5 protein-coding genes are annotated in these 17298 nt (G+C 65.7%); 4 read left to right on the top strand and 1 reads right to left on the bottom strand.

Annotated features, from left to right (window positions below; all coding sequences use genetic code 11):
- The first annotated feature begins 15 nt into the window (after nucleotides 1-15).
- The 4 genes from pcaB to VLK31_RS21130 all read left to right on the top strand — a co-directional run bounded on the left by pcaB (nucleotide 16) and on the right by VLK31_RS21130 (nucleotide 3738).
- Complete coding sequence (gene pcaB, locus VLK31_RS21145) at nucleotides 16-1239, top strand: 3-carboxy-cis,cis-muconate cycloisomerase (protein WP_409170398.1); 1224 nt, start codon at nucleotides 16-18, stop codon at nucleotides 1237-1239.
- A gap of 65 nt (nucleotides 1240-1304) precedes the next feature.
- A complete protein-coding gene (locus VLK31_RS21140; protein WP_409170532.1) occupies nucleotides 1305-1727 on the top strand; it encodes a carboxymuconolactone decarboxylase family protein in 423 nt (140 codons plus the stop codon).
- A gap of 29 nt (nucleotides 1728-1756) precedes the next feature.
- Nucleotides 1757-2977: a multidrug effflux MFS transporter gene (locus VLK31_RS21135; RefSeq protein ID WP_409170397.1), complete on the top strand. Its 1221-nt coding sequence runs from the start codon at nucleotides 1757-1759 to the stop codon at nucleotides 2975-2977.
- Nucleotides 2974-3738, top strand: coding sequence for an alpha/beta fold hydrolase (locus VLK31_RS21130; protein ID WP_409170396.1), 765 nt, complete (start codon nucleotides 2974-2976; stop codon nucleotides 3736-3738). The genes VLK31_RS21135 and VLK31_RS21130 overlap by 4 nt, the downstream gene beginning before the upstream one ends.
- Before the next feature lie 55 nt (nucleotides 3739-3793).
- Here VLK31_RS21130 and VLK31_RS21125 read toward each other — a convergent pair whose 3' ends face one another.
- On the bottom strand, nucleotides 3794-17107 hold the full coding sequence (locus VLK31_RS21125; RefSeq protein ID WP_409170395.1) for a retention module-containing protein: 13314 nt from the start codon (nucleotides 17105-17107) through the stop codon (nucleotides 3794-3796).
- Nucleotides 17108-17298: the final 191 nt, after the last annotated feature.

Below are 17298 nucleotides of genomic sequence, written 5' to 3'. Positions count from 1 at the left end.
AGGGCAAGGCACCGCATGAGCATTTTTGAAGGCTTTCTCTCCACATCCGAAACGCTGGGCGCGTTCAGCGACCGCGCGTTCGTCGACGCCATGCTGCGCTTCGAGGCCGCGCTGGCACGCGCGCAGGCCGCCGAAGGGCTCATTCCTGAAAGCGCCGCCAACTCCATCGTCAGCAGCTGCAAGGTCGAGCTGTTCGACGTGGCCAAGATCGTGCGCGAAAGCGGCCGGGCCGGCAGCGTGGCCATTCCGCTGGTGAAGGCGCTGCGCGAGGCCGTGGGCCTGTTCAATGCCGACGCCGCACCCTTCGTGCACTTCGGCAGCACCAGCCAGGACGTGATCGACAGCGCCATGGCGCTGGTGACGCGCGAGGCCGTGGCACTGATAGAGACCGACCTGGCCAAGGCCGCCGACGCGCTGCTGCGCCTGGCCGTGACGCATGGCGACACACCGATGCTCGCGCGCACGCTCATGCAGCCGGCGTCGGTTACCAGCTTCGGCTTCAAGTGCGCCGGCTGGGCCGCGCCGCTGGTGCGCAGCCGCATCCGCCTGCGCGCGGCGGCAAGGCATGCGCTGCAGTTGCAGCTGGGCGGCGCCGTCGGCACGCTGGCGCAAATGAAAGGACACGGCCCCGCGGTGCGCAAGCGCATGGCCGCGGAACTGGGCCTGGGCGACCCCGGCGCCACCTGGCACACGCAGCGCGACGAATGGGTGGCGCTGGGCTGCGAGCTGGGCCTGATGACGGGCAGCCTGGGCAAGATTGCGGTCGACATCGCGCTGCTCGGCCAGTACGAAGTGGCCGAGGTGGCCGAGCCCAGCGAGCCGGGGCGCGGTGGCTCGTCGGCCATGCCGCACAAGCGCAACCCGGTGGCCTCGATGGTGGCCATTGCCGCCGCGCACCGCGCGCCGCAGCGCGTGGCCGCCTTGCTGGGCGCCATGCCGCAACAGCACGAACGCGCGCTGGGCGCCTGGCAAGCCGAGCTGGGCGAATGGCCCCAGTTGCTGATGTCCGCGCACGGCAGCGTGCGCGCCATGGCGGGCGCGCTGCCCGGCCTGCAGGTGGACGCCGCGCGCATGCGCGCCAACATCGACCGGCTGCGCGCCGAACTGCCGCGCGATGCGGCCGACGAATGGTTCGACCCCGCGCTCGCCCACAACGCAGGCCAGACCGCGCTGGCCGAAGTGAAGGCGCTGCAGGCACGGCTCACAGAACACAAAGAACGCAAGGAACTCCCGCAATGACCGCCCCTGAATTTCCCTCCGAGCCAGAGATGCCAGAAATGCCCGCGACGCCTGCAACGTCGGCGATGCCCGCCGACGGCTACGAGTCCGGCCTGCTCAACCGCCGCCGCGTGCTCGGCGACGCCTGGGTCGACAAGTCGCTCGCCAACCGCAACGACTTCAACGCCGAGTTTCAGGAACTCATCACGCGCCACGCGTGGAACGACATCTGGGGCCGCCCCGCGCTGGGCGACAAGACGCGCCGCTACATGGTGCTGTCGATGATGCTGGGCATTCACGCCTACGAAGAATTTGCGATGCACGTGCGCGCCGCGCTCGACGGCCCGCCGGAGTCGCGCCTGACGCCCGAGGACATCAAGGAAGTGATCATGATGGCCGCCATCTACTGCGGCGTGCCGGTGGCCAACCATGCCTTCGGCATTGCCACGACCATCCTGCGCGAGAAGGGCCTGCTGGCTGCGGCCACGGCGCAAGCTTCTTCCAGGTGAGCGCGCCGCACGCCGGTGCAAAAGACGGCTTGAAGAACGCGTCGAAGCGCCGCTTCGACGTCAGCTTCACCTTGCTGTTGCCGCTGCTGCTGGCCGCGCAGCCGGTGGCCACCGACAGCTACCTGCCCGCGCTCCCGGCCATTGCCAACGAGCTGGGCTCGGCCAGCACCAGCCTCACGCTCTTCGTGCTGGCCTTCGGCTTTGCGCAGCTGCTGTGCGGCCCGCTGGCCGACCGCTTCGGGCGCCGGCCGGTGCTGCTCGCGGGGCTGGGCTGCTATGCCATTGCGGCGCTGGGCGGCACCTTTGCGGGCAGCGTGGCGGTGCTGGCGGGCTGGCGCACGCTGCAGGGCTTTTCGATGGCGGCCATTCTGGTGTGCTCGCGCGCGGCGGTGCGCGACCTGTACCCCGCGCACGAAGGCCCGCATGTGATGGCGCGCGGCCTCACCGGGCTGGGCGTGGTCGGCCTGGTGGCGCCGCTGCTGGGCGCATGGCTGGTGCAGGGCGCGGGCTGGCGCTGGGTGATGGTGGCGATGGCAGCGTATGCGCTGGTGCTGTTCGTGCTGTGCTGGCGCTCGTTCGGCGAAACGCGCCGGCCGCTGTCGGGTGAATCGTCCGCGCCGCGTGGCAGCACGCGTGCCGTGTTCGCGAGCCGCTCGTTCCGGGCCTGGGCCTCGCTGGCGGCCACCACCTACGGCGGGCTGTTCTGCTTCTTGCTGCTGTCGCCGATGGTCTACATCGGCTACCTGGGCTGGTCGCCCGCGTGGTACGGGTGGATTCCGGCCGGGGGCTCGCTGGTCTACATCTTCAGCACCACGATGTGCCGCACGCTGCTGCGGCGCTACGGGCCGGTGCGCACGGTGCGCCTGGGCGCGTCGTTGAGCCTGGCGGGGCCGGTCATTCAGGCACTGGGCTGCCTGCTGCTGCCGCTGAGCGCGGTGCCGCTGCTGGTGGGCCACGCGGTGTACTGCCTGGGCCACGGCATCCATCAGCCGTGCGGGCAGGCCGGCGCGGTGGGCGACCTGCCGCACTTGGCGGGGCGGGCCGTGTCGTGGTCGGGCTTCGGCATGATGATGGTCGCGTTCTGCGTGGGGCAAATTGCCGCGCTGTTCGTCGACACCACGTATTCGCACGGCGCCTGGCCGATGGTTGCGCCCATGCTGCTGGCCGGCTGCGTGCTGATGGCCATTGCGTTCTTCTGGCTGCCGCGCCTGCAGCACCACCAACCTCCAACAAAGGACTCCACACCATGACCCGTTTGAACGTTGTTCGCGAGGGCCAAGGCCCCTTCGTCGTGCTCAGCCATGCGCTGGGCTGCGACCTGCACATGTGGGACGCCGTGGCCGCGCAACTGGCGCGCGCCCACACCGTGCTGCGCTACGACCACCGCAACCATGGCGCCTCCGACGTGGTGCCGGGCGCGCTGCGCATCGAGACGCTGGCGCAGGACGCGGCCGAGCTCATTCAGCGCGAGGCGGGCGGCGAGCCGGTGCACTTCGTGGGCCTGTCGATGGGCGGCATGACCGCGCAGGCGCTGGCCGTGCGGCACCCCGAGCTGCTGAAGACCGTGGTCATCGCCAATTCGGCCGCTCACTATCCCGACCAGGCGCCGTGGCGCGCGCGCGCGGAAACGGTCAACGCCAAGGGCGTGGCCGCCGTCGCCCCCGGCGCGGTCGCGCGCTGGCTCACGCCGGCCTTCGCGGCCACGCCCGAAGGCGCGGTGGCCGCCATGGCGCTGCACGACACGCTGGTGCGCACCAATGCGCAGGGCTACATCGAAAGCTGCAACGCGGTCGCCGCCATCGACTTTCGCGAGAGCAACCACCGCGTGGCGGTGCCCACGCTGGTCATCGGCGGGCTGCAGGACGAGGCCACGCCCATGGCCATGTCAGAGGCCATGGTGTCGGCCATTCCGGGCGCGCGGCTGGCCACCATCGACGCCGCGCACATCAGCGCGGTCGAGCGGCCGGTGGAGTTCACGCAGCTGCTCATCGACTTCTGGCGCAGTCTTTGAGGGGGCGGGCCGGTCCTTGCGGCCGGCCTCCCCAACTCACCCAGGTCAAGGTGCGTCAAGGGGCGTGGGCGTGATCGATCCGCAGCATCGGGTCCGCACCCATGATCAACGAGTTGATGCTGCTGCCTGACAGGTTGTTGCCCGCCAGCTGAATGGTCACGTCGGCGTTGGCCACGCTGCCCGCGTCGGTGAACTTGCCGGTGGTGCTGATCTGCAGCGTCGACACACCGTCGGTCGTGCTCATGCGCAGAAAGTTGCCGATGGTGTCGTCGGTCTCGCCCTTCAGAAGGTCGCGCAGGTCGATGCGGTCGCCCTGGGCGGCGTTGAAGTCCTTGATCACGTCGTAGCCGGTGTCGCCGGATTTCCAGACAAAGGTGTCGGCCCCGCTGCCGCCTATCAAGATGTCGTCGCCCGGGCCACCGATCAAGGTGTCGTTGCCCGCACCGCCCAGCAAGGTGTCGCTGCCGGTGCCGCCGTCCAGCATGTCGTTGCCGCCCTGACCAAAAAGAATGTCGTCGCCGGCGTTGCCCAGCAGGGTGTCGTTGCCACCCTTGTCCGACTTGAAGTCGAAGTCGGCGTAGTGGTCGGAGATGTACTTCTGCATGTCGCGCTCGGTCAAGGTGGCTTCGGGGATGCCGGTATCTTTCGAGACCATATCCTTGTAAGCCGAATAGCCCTTGTCACCGCGCGGGGTGTACCCGTCGCCCAGCAGAATGTTCTCGCCGTTCATGGGGGCATTGAACTTGTTGTCCGTGCCGGTGACCGGCTCCACACTGGCGTCTATCTTGATGGTTGGCTTGCTGCCGCTGATCAGGGCGTCGACCGTGGTGCCGGACAAATCGTTGCCTTCGAGCATGATTCGAACATCGGCGTTGGCCAGCCCGCCTGCCTGGTTGAGTTTGCCTGCGGAACTGACTTGCAGCGTGGAGGCACCCTCCACCGTGGTGATCTGCAGGAAGTTGCCGATGCTCGCCCGCGTCGCCCCTTGCAGCAGGCCTTGCAGGTCGATACGGTCGCCCTCCTTGCTGTTGAAATCCTTGATCACGTCGTTGCCGACATCGCCCGTTTTCCAGATGAACCGATCGGCGCCTGCGCCGCCGGTCATGGTGTCGTTGCCCGACCCGCCGTAGATGACGTCGTCGCCGGCCTTGCCATCCAGGGTGTCGTTGCCGGCCAGGCCCAGGATGATGTCGTTGCCGGCGTTGCCCGTCAGGGTGTCGTCGCGGCTGTTGTGCAACTTGCCGTCGAACGATCCCAGGTTGCCACCGTTCTCGAATTCACCAGCGTGTTCAGTGATGTACTTGTCGACGGTGCGCTCGGTGAGGTTGGCTGCCGGTGTCGCCATCTTCCCGGCAACGTAGGCACGAATTGCGCCGTAACCGTCCTCGCCAATACCGACGAACTGCTCCAGGTCACCCAGCAGAATATCGTTGCCTGCATTCCCGTTGATGACGTCATCGGCTGGCGGCGCCGGTACAAACTTGCCCAGAATGGCGTCGTCGAGCCTGTTGGCAAGGATCTGGGCTTGTGGGGCATGGTCGCTGTCGTAAGGCGTGAGGTCACTCAGGCTGACGGCATTGTTTACGCCAATGGCCTTAACGGTTGAGACGGCATTGAGCAGCTGAAAGGTCTCGAGAGATTTTTTGGTTACGTCGGGGGTCGTATTGTCTTTGTCGCCCCCCAGATTAACGAGTCGATAGGTACCGTCATTTTCGGTCGTCAGGTCCCCTAGAGATCTAGACACCCACTGGCTACCTTGCTGTGTGTAAAGCTCAGTCCCATTTCCCTGCCACTGCCGGATAAAAGCAGTATTGTTGTCATTCAGGAATAGATCCTGCGCCTCTGTAGGGTTCAGTGCGAAATTGGCTGGCTTGACTGCGTCATCAAGGAAGATTCCCGTAACAAGTTCCGGGTTGTTTTCAACAGTCTTGTTGTACGTGGTCGGCTTGCCGTCGGTAATAAAAAAGGTCAGGTTGGTTGCATTGGAGTTGTCGACCGCCATGGGGCTCTTGAACCAGTTCAGCGTCTCATTGAAGGCATCGTCATAGTTGGTAGCCCAGTTGGAGACGATGGTGTCCAGCACTGCCTTGAACTTGGCGGGTGCGTCAGCGTCTTTCAGGTTGACGCTGACTGACCTGTTGGCGAACCTATCGAAGTCCTGCAAAAACAGGTTCACCTTTCCTGAGCTGTCGATGTCCTGGGTGGCCTTCAGCCTGTTGAAGACATTGGTCAAGGATTTCTTGGCCCCAGCAATGCTTTCGGCCGACATGCTGCCGGAGCTGTCGACAATAAAAGCGAGGTTGTAGTTCTTGCCCGGAACAAGCGAATAGCCTTTGATGTCGCCAACAATAATGTCGTTCTTGCCGGTGCCCACCAGGTTGTCCGGGCCGGCGGTGCCGGTCATGGCCTGGTATTGCCCTTGAACTACGGTGACCGGAAGCTGCACGGTGCTGCTGGCCGAACCACCACCGGCGGCCTCGGTGGCGGTGGAAGTCACTGTCAGGTTGATCTGGCCGGTGAAAAAGGCCGGTGGCTTGATGGCCAGGCTGCCCATGTCCCAACCGGTGATGCTGGTTTCACCGTTGCTGCCGGCGGTAGAAGAGTGGCCCGCATTGTCGGTCAGCACCGAGCCGGCCGGGATGCCGCCGATCTTCACCGCCAGGGTTTCCGAACCGTCGGTATCGGTCAGTGCCGCGCTGATTTTTGACAACGCGATGGGGGTGTTTTCAGCGCCGCTGTTGGCTCCGGTGGACGCTGTCAGGCTCAGGCTCAGGCTCAGGGTCGGTTTGTCGGCAACCGGCACCACATCTACCTTCAGGGTTGCGACATTGCCCAACGTCTGGCCGTCGGTGGGCTGAAACTTGATCTGGGCATAGTCGGCCTGCTTGTTGCCAACGCCGCTACCGCCGTAAGCCGGGGCCCCGGACTCGTTGGCCGCGGGCATGAAGCGCAGCGCGCCGCTGTCGATCTGGCCTTTGCTGAAAGTCTGGTCGACACCGGCGTTTTTCCAGGCCGTGCCGTCCAGGTACTGCAGGGTGCCGTTGACGGGCAACTGGGCGATCTTCACGCCCAGACTGGCGGCCGGGCTGTCCGGGTCGGTGATGCCGAAAGGAGCCCACGCCAGGGTTTGCGCAGTGTCTTCGTTGCCACTGATCACGCCGCCGGCGGCAACGGGCGGTGCGTCGTTGTCGATGATCTGGGTAGTGACGGTGTTGTTGACACCGCTGACCTGCAGGTTCTCGAAGTTGCCGCCGGTGGCCGAGTCGATCTTCACCGTGAACTGCTCGGTGGGCTCGGCAATCTTGTCGTCGATGGTCGGCACGCTGAAGCTGGTACTGGTGGCGCCTGCCGGCACAGTGACCGTGGCAACGCCCGTGAAATCCTCGCCGTTGGTGGCGGTGCCGCTGTAGCTCAGGTTCAAGGTCACCGGCGTCTGGGCCGGATGGGTCAGGGTGACGGTGTAGCTGGCCGGTTGGGCTTCGGTCACCGAGGCGCTGCCGCTGATGCTGGCCTGGGTGAGGTCCGGTGTGTCGTTGATCTGGGTGTCGGCCGTCTTGGCATCGGGTGCCAGTTGCTCGAAACCGCCACCTGTCGCTTGCGCGATGCCCACGCTGACCTTGCTTGCGTTGGCGTAGACATCCGCCTTGGGCGTTTGGACCACGACCGTGCCTGCGGTTTGCCCGGCGTCGATGGTGATGGTCTTGCCGTTGCTCAAGGTCACGGTCACCGGCGTGCGCCCTGGCTGGGCCAGCGTGGCGGTGTAGGTGATGGGCTCGCCTTCGTTCACGTCAGCGGGGGCGCTGAGAACAAGCGCCGTGGGTTCGTCGAAGTCGGTGATGCCGGTGGAGACCTGCGTGGTGTCGGGCACCAGCTTCTCGTAGTTGCCACCGTTCACGCTCGTGATTGCGTTGACGACCGGGTCGTGGCCCTTGTAGATGTCGTTGGGCGCGATGGTGGTGACCGAGCCCGTGGTCTGGCCCGGATTGATGGTGATCGTTTCACCATTGGTCAGCTTGACAACAAGTTGGCTGCCCGTCACCGGGTTGGTCACGGTGGCGGTGTAGGTGATGGGCTGGCCCTCGGCCACGGACGAGGTCGCGGTGAGGGTCACGGCCGTGGTCTCGTTCACATCGGTGACCGTCGTGGACACCGGCGTGGTGTTGGGCACCAGGTTCTCGAAATTGCCGCCGTCCACATTGGTGATGGCCGCGGTGACGGGCACGTTGCCTTTGTAGGGATCGTTGGGCGCAATGACGGTGACCGTACCGGTGGTCTGGCCCGGGTCGATGGTGATGGTCTTGCCGTTGTCGAGCGTCACGAGCACCGGGCTGCCCGTCACCGGGTTGGCCACGGTGGCGGTGTAGGTGATGGGCTGGCCCTCGGCCACGGACGAGGTCGCGGTGAGAGTCACACCCGTCGTGTCGTTCACATCGGTGATGGTGGTGGACACCTGCGTGGTGTCCGGCACCAGCTTGTCGAAGTTGCCGCCCTGCACGCCGGTGATGGCGTTGGTGACTGGCGCATTGCCTTTGAAAATATCGTTGGGCGCAAGGGCCGTGACAGTGCCCGCAGTCTGGCCGACCGGGATGGTGATGGTCTGGCCATTGAGGAGGTTGACGACAACGGGCGTGCCGGTCACGGGCGTCGGCACGGACGCGGTGTAGATGATGGAGCCGCCTTCGGCCACCGACGGCGTGGCCTCGAGCTTCACCAGCGTGGGGTCTGAGATGGAAGTGGCCACTGGCGTCTTGTTGGGCACCAGGCTCTCGAAGGTGCCGCCGCCGACGCTGGCGATGCTGTTCGTCAGCGGCGCGTTGTCCTTGGGCGCATGGTCGGGAGCCTTGGTCTTCACGCTGCCTTGCGTATCGCCTGGCTGGATGGTGATGGTTTCACCGTTGGCCAGCTTCACGGTGACCGCATCGCCCTTGACCGGCTGAGGCACGGTGGCGGTGTAGGTGATGAGCGCGCCTTCGGGCACCGCGGGGCTTGCGGTGAGCCTCACCGCAGTCGGGTCGTCGAAGTCGGTGATGGCGGTGGAGACCTGCGTGGTGTTGGGCACCAGCTTCTCGTAGTTGCCACCGTTCACGCTCGTGATCGCGTTGACGACCGGGTCGTGGCCTTTGTAGATGTCGTTGGGCGCGATGGTGGTGACCGAGCCCGAAGTCTTGCCCGGATTGATGGTGATCGTCTCGCCATTGGTCAGCTTGACGACAAGTTGGCTGCCCGTCACCGGGTTGGTCACGGTGGCGGTGTAGGTGATGGGCTGGCCCTCGGCCACGGACGAGGTCGCGGTGAGGGTCACGGCCGTGGTCTCGTTCACATCGGTGACCGTCGTGGACACCGGCGTGGTGTTGGGCACCAGGTTCTCGAAATTGCCGCCGTCCACATTGGCGATGGCCGCGGTGACGGGCACGTTGCCCTTGTAGGGATCGTTGGGCGCAATGACGGTGACCGTGCCGGTGGTCTGGCCCGGGTCGATGGTGATGGTCTTGCCGTTGTCCAGCGTCACGAGCACCGGGCTGCCGGTCACCGGGTTGGCCACGGTGGCGGTGTAGGTGATGGGCTGGCCTTCTGCGACGGAAGTCGTCGCGGCAAGGGTCACACCCGTCGTGTCGTTCACATCGGTGATGGTGGTGGACACCTGCGTGGTGTCCGGCACCAGCTTGTCGAAGTTGCCGCCCTGCACGCTGGTGATGGCATTGGTGACTGGCGCATTGCCTTTGAAAATATCGTTGGGCGCAAGGGCCGTGGCAGTGCCCGTGGTCTGGCCGACCGGGATGGTGATGGTCTGGCCATTGACGAGGTTGACGACAACAGGCGTGCCGGTCACGGGCGTCGGCACCGACGCGGTGTAGGTGATGGTGTTGCCTTCGGCCACTGAAGGCGTGGCCTCGAGCTTCACCAGCGTGGGGTCGGAGATGAGCGTTGCCACTGGCGTCTTGTCGGGCACCAGGCTCTCGAAGGTGCCGCCGCCGACGCTGGCGATGCTGTTCGTCAGCGGCGCGTTGTCCTTGGGCGCATGGTCGGGAGCCTTGGTCTTCACGCTGCCTTGCGTATCGCCTGGCTGGATGGTGATGGTTTCGCCATTGGCAAGCTTCACTGTGACCGCATCGCCCTTGACCGGTTGGGCCACGGTGGCGGTGTAGGTGATGAGCGCGCCTTCGGGCACTGCGGGGCTTGCGGTGAGCCTCACCGCAGTCGGGTCGTCGAAGTCGGTGATGGCGGTGGAGACCTGCGTGGTGTTGGGCACCAGCTTCTCGAAGTTGCCACCGTTCACGCTTGTGATCGCGTTGACGACCGGATCGTGGCCCTTGTAGATGTCGTTGGGCGCGATGGTGGTGACGAAGCCCGAAGTCTTGCCCGGGTCGATGTTGATGGTCTCGCCGTTGGCCAGCTTGACGACAAGCGCCGTGTCGGTCACCGGCGTGGGCACGCTGGCCGTGTAGGTGATGGGCTGGCCTTCGGCCACGGACGGTGTCGCGGTGAGGGTCACTGCGGTTGGCGTCTCCACATCGTTGACCGCCGTAGTCACCTGCTTGGTGTCGGGCACCAACTCTTCCAGGTTGCTGCCACTGACGGAGGCGATGCTGTTGGTGATGGGCGGGTTGCCCTGGATGGCATCGTTGGGCGCAGGCGTGGTGACAGAGCCCGACGTCTGGCCGGGCTGGATGGTGATGGTCTCGCCATTGGCCAGCTTGACGACAACCGCGCTGCCCGTGACCGGCTTGTCCACGGTGGCGGTGTAGGTGATGGGCTGGCCTTCATTCACGGAGGGTGTCGCGGTGAGCCTGACCGTGGTGGGGTCGTTCACATCGTTGACCACCGTGGTCACCGGCCTGGTGTCGGGCGCCAGTTGCTCGAAGTTGCTGCCGGTGACGGCCTTGATGCCGTTGGTGATGGGCGCATTGCCCTGCACGGCATCGTTGGGCGCGATCGTTTTGACGGAGCCCGAAGTCTGCCCCGGGTCGATGGTGATGGTCTCGCCGTTGTTCAGCGTCACGACAACCGGGCTGCCCGTCACAGGCCTTTCCACCGTGGCGGTGTAGATGATGGGCTGGCCCTCATTCACCGACGGTGTCGCGGTGAGCGTGACCGCGGTGGGGTCGTTCACATCGGTGATGGCGGTGGTCACCGGCCTGGTGTCGGGCACCAGTTGCTCGAAGTTGCTGCCGCTGACCGTGGCGATGCTGTTGATGACAGGCGCATTGCCCTTGATGGCATCGTTGGGCGCACGCGTGGTGACCGAACCCTCGCTCTGGCCGGGCTGGATGGTGATGGTCTCGCCGTTGGTCAGCTTGACGACCACCGGGCTGCCGATCACAGGCTGTGCCACGGTGGCGGTGTAGGTGATGAGCTCGCCTTCGGGCACCGCAGTGCTCGCGGTGAGCGTCACCGCAGTCGGGTCGTCGGAGTCGGTGATGGTGGTGGACACCTGCGTGGTGTCCGGCACCAGCTTGTCGAAGTTGCCGCCCTGCACGCTGGTGATGGCATTGGTGACTGGCGCATTGCCTTTGAAAATATCGTTGGGCGCAAGGGCCGTGACAGTGCCCGTGGTCTGGCCGACCGGGATGGTGATGGTCTGGCCGTTGACGAGGTTGACGACAACGGGCGTGCCGGTCACGGGCGTCGGCACCGACGCGGTGTAGGTGATGAGGCTGCCTTCGGCCACCGATGGTGTGGCCTCTAGTTTCACGAGCGTGGGGTCGGAGATGAACGTTGCCACTGGCGTCTTGTTGGGCACCAGGTTCTCGAAGGTGCCGCCGCCGACGCTGGCGATGCTGTTCGTGAGCGGCGCGTTGTCCTTGGGCGCATGGTCGGGAGCCTTGGTCTTCACGCTGCCTTGCGTATCGCCTGGCTGGATGGTGATGGTTTCGCCATTGGCAAGCTTCACGGTGACCGCATCGCCCTTCACCGGCTGAGGCACGGTGGCGGTGTAGGTGATGAGCTCGCCTTCGGGCACCGCAGGGCTTGCGGTGAGCGTCACCGCCGTCGGACCGTTGTCGTCGGTGATGGCGGTGGACACCGGCTTGGTGTCGGGCACCAGCTTCTCGAAGTTGCCGCCGCTCACGCCCGTGATCGCGTTGACGACCGGGTCGTGCCCCTCGTAGACATCGTTGGGTGCAAGGGTGGTGACGAAGCCCGAAGTCTTGCCCGGGTCGATGGTGATGGTCTCGCCGTTGGCCAGCTTGACGACCACCGCGCTGCCCGTGACCGGCCTGGCCACGGTGGCGGTGTAGGTGATGGGCTGTCCCTCCGTCACGGAAGGTGTCGCGACAAGGGTGACTGCCGTTGGCGTCTCCACATCGTTCACGGCGGTCAACACCCGCGTGGTGTCGGGCGCCAACTGCTCGAAGTTGCTGCCGCTGACGCTGGCGATGCTGTTGGTGACGGGCGCATTGCCCTGGATGGCATCGTCGGGCGCCAGCGTGGTGACAGTGCCCGACGTCTTGCCCGGTTCGATGGTGATGGTTTCGCCGTTGGTCAGCTTGACGACCACCGCACTGCCCGTGACCGGCTTGTCCACGGTCGCGGTGTAGGTGATGGGCTGACCTTCGTTCACGGACGGTGTCGCGGTCAGCGTGACCGCCGTGGGGTCGTTCACATCGTCGACCGCCGTGGTCGCCGGCGTGGTGTTGGGCACCAGCCGTTCGAAGTTGCCGCCCTCCACGCCGGCGATGGCGGCAGTGACGGGTGCATTGCCCAGGATGTAGTCGTTGGGTGCGGTGGTCATGACCGTGCCTTCCTTCGCGCCGACCGGAATGGTGATGGTGGTGCCGTTGTCCAGCCTTACCGTCAGGTCGGAGCCGGTGACGGCGTTCGGCACGGAGGCGGTGTAGGTGATCGGGCCGCCTTCGGCGACCGAAGGCGTGGCTGTGAGGTCGACCGGGGTGTTGTCCACCACATCGGTCACTTCGGTGGACACCGGCGTCCTGTCGGGCACCAGGCGCTCGAAGTTGCCGCCGTCCACGCTGGTGATGGCGGCGGTGACAGGCGCGTTGCCCTTGATGTAGTCGTTGGGCGCAATGACGGTGACCGTGCCCGTGGTCTTGCCCGGGTCGATGGTGATGGTCTTGCCGTTGTCCAGCGTCACCACCACCGGTGCGGTGCCGGTGACGGCGGTGGGCACCGTGGCGGTGTAGGTGATGAGTCCGCTTTCGGCCACGGACGGCGTGGCCGTGAGCGTGACCGACGTGTTGTCCACCACATCGGTGACTGTGGTGGACACCGGTGCCTTGTTGGGCACCAGCTGCTCGAAGTTGCTGCCCTCGACGCTCACGATGCTGTTGGTGACGGGCGCGTTGCCCTTCAGGGTGTCGTTGGGCGCCAGCGTGGTGACAGAGCCCGAGGTCTTGCCCGGCTGGATGTAGATGGTCTCGCCGTTGGTCAGCGTGACGACTACCGGGCTGCCGATCACCGGCCACGCCACGCTGGCGGTGTAGGTGATGGGCAGGCCTTCGGCCACCGACGGTGTCGCGCTCAGGTTGACCGTGGTGGGGTCGTTCACATCGGTAACGGTGGTGGAGACCGGCGTGGTGCTTGGAACCACCTTCTCGAAGTTGCCGCCGCTCACGGTGTCGATGCCGTTGACGACCACCGTGGTGCCCTTGTAAGGGTCGTTCGGCGCGTTGACCTGCACCGTGCCTTGCGTCTCGCCCACCGGGATGGAGATGGTTTCGCCGTTCTTCAGCTTGACGAGCAGCGGGCTGCCGGTCACCGGCGTGGGCACGCTGGCGGTGTAGGTGATCGGGCCGCCTTCCACCACGGCAGGCGTGGCGCTCAGGGTCAGCGGCGTCTCGTCGATCACGCTGGTAACGGCGGTCGACACCGGCGTGGTGTTGGGCGTGAGCTTCTCGAAATTGCCGCCGTTCACCGCGGTGATGGCTGCCGTGACGGGCGGGAGCACGCCCTGCGTCGGGCTGTGGGGCGCCGTGGCCGTGACGCTGCCTTCGGTCTTGCCGATGGGAATAAGGATGGTCTGGCCGTTGTCCAGCGTCACGGTGACGGGGCTGCCGGTGACCGCGTTCGGCATGGACGCGGTGTACGTGATGGTGCCGCCTTCGGCCACGGAGGGCGTGGCGCGCAGCGTGACCAGGGTGTCGTCCACCACGTCGGTGATGTCGGTGCTCACCCGTGTGGTGTCGGCCACCACGCGCTCGTAGTTGCCGCCGTCCACGCCGGTGATGGCCGCGGTGACGGGCGCGTTGCCCTTGTAAGGATCGTTGGGCGCGGCAATGGTGATCGAGCCCTGCGTCTGGCCGACCGGAATGGTGATGGTGCTGCCGTTGTCCAGCGTCACCTTCAGGTCGGTGCCGGTCACCGCGTCGGGCACGCTGGCGGTGTAGGTGATCGGGTCGCCTTCCTTCACGGACTTGTCGGCCTGCAGGGTCACCGTGGTCGGCGAGTGGGTGTGGCCATTGCTGTCTTCTAGCGCTCTGCCGGTCGACGAAACCAGCTTGGGGTCGTAGTCGTCCGTGATGGCGGTGGAGACCTGCGTGGTGTCGGGCGCCAGCTCTTCGAAGTTGCCACCGCTGACTTTGGCAATGCTGTTGACCACCGGTGCGTGGCCCTTGTAGACGTCGTTGGGCGCAACACGGGTCGTGATACCCCGCGTCTGGTCGACCGGGATGATGATGGTTTCGCCGTTGGTCAGAGTGACCACCACCGGCGCAACGGTGACCGCGGACGGCACGCTGGCCACGTAGATGATGTTGCCGCCTTCCATGACCGAAGGAATGGCCTGCAGCGTCACGACCGTCCGGTCATTCACATCGGTGACCTGGGTGGACACCGGCGTCTTGTCGGGCACCAGGTTCTCGTAGTTGCCGCCCCTGGCGGTGACGATGGCGCTGACCACCGGCGCGTTGCCCAGGTAGACATCGTTGGGTGCGGTGGTGCTGACGGAGCCTTCGGTCTGACCCGGCTCGATGGTGATGCTCTTGCCGTTTCTCAGCCTCACGACGACAGGGCTGCCGGTGACCGGTGTGGGCACGCTGGCGGTGTAGGTGATGGTTGCGCTTTCGGCCACGGAAGGCGATGCCGCCCTCAAGGTGACCGGGGTGTCGTTCACGACATCGGTGACCTCGGTGGACACGCGTGTGGTGTCGGGCACCAGCTTTTCGTAGTTGCCGCCGTTGACGGTCGTGATGGCGTTCTCTACGGGCACGTTGCCCTTGTAGGTGTCGTTCGGCGCGTTGGTCTTGACGGAGCCTTCTGTTTTGCCCACCGGAATGGTGATGGTCTCGCCGTTCTTCAGCGTGATGACGAGCGGGCTGCCGGTGACCGGCGTGGGAACGGACGCGGTGTAGGTGATCGGCTGGCCTTCATCGACCTTCGGCGTCGCCTTCAGCGTCACGGTCGTGGGGGTTTCGACATCGCTGACCTTGGTGAACACCGGCGTGGTGTCGGGCACCAGCTTTTCGTAGTTGCCGCCATCGACTGTGGTGATGGCGTTGTCTACGGGCACGTTGCCCTGGTAGGTGTCGTTCGGCGCATTGGTCGTGACCGAGCCTTCTGTCTTGCCCACCGGAATGGTGATGGTCTCGCCGTTCTTCAGCGTGACGACGAGCGGGCTGCCGGTGACCGGCGTGGGAACGGACGCGGTGTAGGTGATCGCCTGGCCTTCATCGACCACCGGCGTCGCCTTCAGCGTCACGGCCGTGGGGGTTTCGACATCGCTGACCTTGGTGAACACCGGCGTGGTGTCGGGCACCAGCTTTTCGTAGTTGCCACCATCGACTGTGGTGATGGCGTTTTCTACGGGCACGTTGCCCTGGTAGGTGTCGTTCGGCGCGTTGGTGGTGACCGAGCCTTCTGTCGTGCCCACCGGAATGGTGATGGTCTCGCCGTTCTTCAGCGTGATGACCAGGGGTTTGTCGGTGACCGGCGTCGGCACCGACGCCGTGTAGGTGATCGCCTGGCCTTCATCGACCACCGGCGTCGCCTTCAGCGTCACGGTCGTGGGGCTTTCGACATCGGTGACCGCGGTGGACACGGGTGTGGTGTCGGGCACCAGCTTTTCGTAGTTGCCGCCGTTGACGTTCGCGATGGCGTTTTCTACGGGCGCGTTGCCCTTGTAGGTGTCGTTCGGCGCGGTGATCGTGACCGAGCCTTCTGTCTTGCCCACGGGAATGGTGATGGTCTCGCCGTTCTTCAGCGTGATGACGAGAGGCTTGTCGGTGACGGGCGTCGGCACGCGCGCCGTGTAGGTGATCGACCCGCCTTCCTGCACCTGCGGCGTGGCCGTCAGCGTGACCGTTGTCGGCTCGTCGACGTCGGTGACCAGGGTGGACACCGGCGTGGTGTTCGGTGCCGCATTTTCGAAGTTGCCGCCGCTCACGCCGGCAATGGCGTTGGTGACGAGCTGGTTGCCCTTGATGGTGTCGTTGGGCGCGGCGGTTTGCACCGACCCCGACGTCATGCCGACCGGAATGGTGATGAGCTCGCCGCCCGTGAGCCGCACCACCAGCGGGCTGCCCGTAACCGCCACCGGCACGCTGGCGGTGTAGGTGATGGGCTCGCCTTCCTTCACCTGCGCCGTGGCCGTCAGCGTGACGGGCGTGCGGTCGTTCACATCGGTGACCTCGGTGGACTTTGTGGTGGTGTCGGGCGACAGCTTGATGAAGTGCCCGCCCTTCACGTCGGCGATGCCGTTGGTGACCGGGCCGTGACCGCTGAACACGTCGTTCGGCGCCGTGGTCTGCACAGACCCCGAGGTTGCGCCCACGGGAATGGTGATGACCTCGCCGTTCCTGAGCGTGACTGTGAGCGGGCTGCCGGTGACCGGCGTGGGCACCGTGGCGGTGTAGGTGATGGTGCCGCCCTCGGTCACCGAAGGCGTGGCGGTCAGGGTGACCGGGGTGTCCTCGACCGGCGCTTTGCCGGCGCCCGGCTGCTCGCGCTTTTCTTGCCCGGCGGCACCGCGGCCCTGGGTGGGGAAGCCGATGACCGCGTTCACCTGCGCTGCGGTCTCCTGGAGCATGACGAAGCTGTGACCATGGCCGATGAGGTCGTTGGTTTTTTCGGAATCCGCCAGACTTTTTGCTGCGTCGTCGAACGCCAGTGCAGCGCTGAGGGCCGACGCGTTGGCGGGCTTCGGTTCGCCGACCGTGGAGCCGCTTTGCGCATTGCCGTCGAGCGACTGAACCATGTTCGGCCTGGCCGCGTTCCAGCGGCTGTCAGAGCCCACCGCCAGCGTGCGGCCGTTGTCGAGCAGCGCCAGCGTGGCGGTGCCGCCCGCGCCGGTCTGCAGCTCGTCGCCGGCATTCAGTCGGTCGCCCTCGAAGACCACGCGTGCAGGCTCCCCCGCTGACGCCACGACCACAGGACCGACAACACTTTTGACAATGGCAATGACTGTGAGACCGAGCATGAACGATGACTCCGAAGGCGATGGTTGGGGGAGAGCTCCTGCACCCGTTCCTGCATGCCGGACGCACGGCGTTTCACCCGCCAGAAGCGCTGGCGAGGGTGTTGCCGTTGGTGCCTGAAAGCTCAGGGCACAACGCGGGATGCAGGTGGTTGTTGCAGAAGAAGCGGCGGCGCGAGTCTCTCTGCCGACGT

The organism is Variovorax sp. H27-G14, assembly GCF_046156345.1.
GTDB lineage: Bacteria > Pseudomonadota > Gammaproteobacteria > Burkholderiales > Burkholderiaceae_C > Variovorax.
This window is presented reverse-complemented; position numbering and strand designations above follow the sequence as displayed.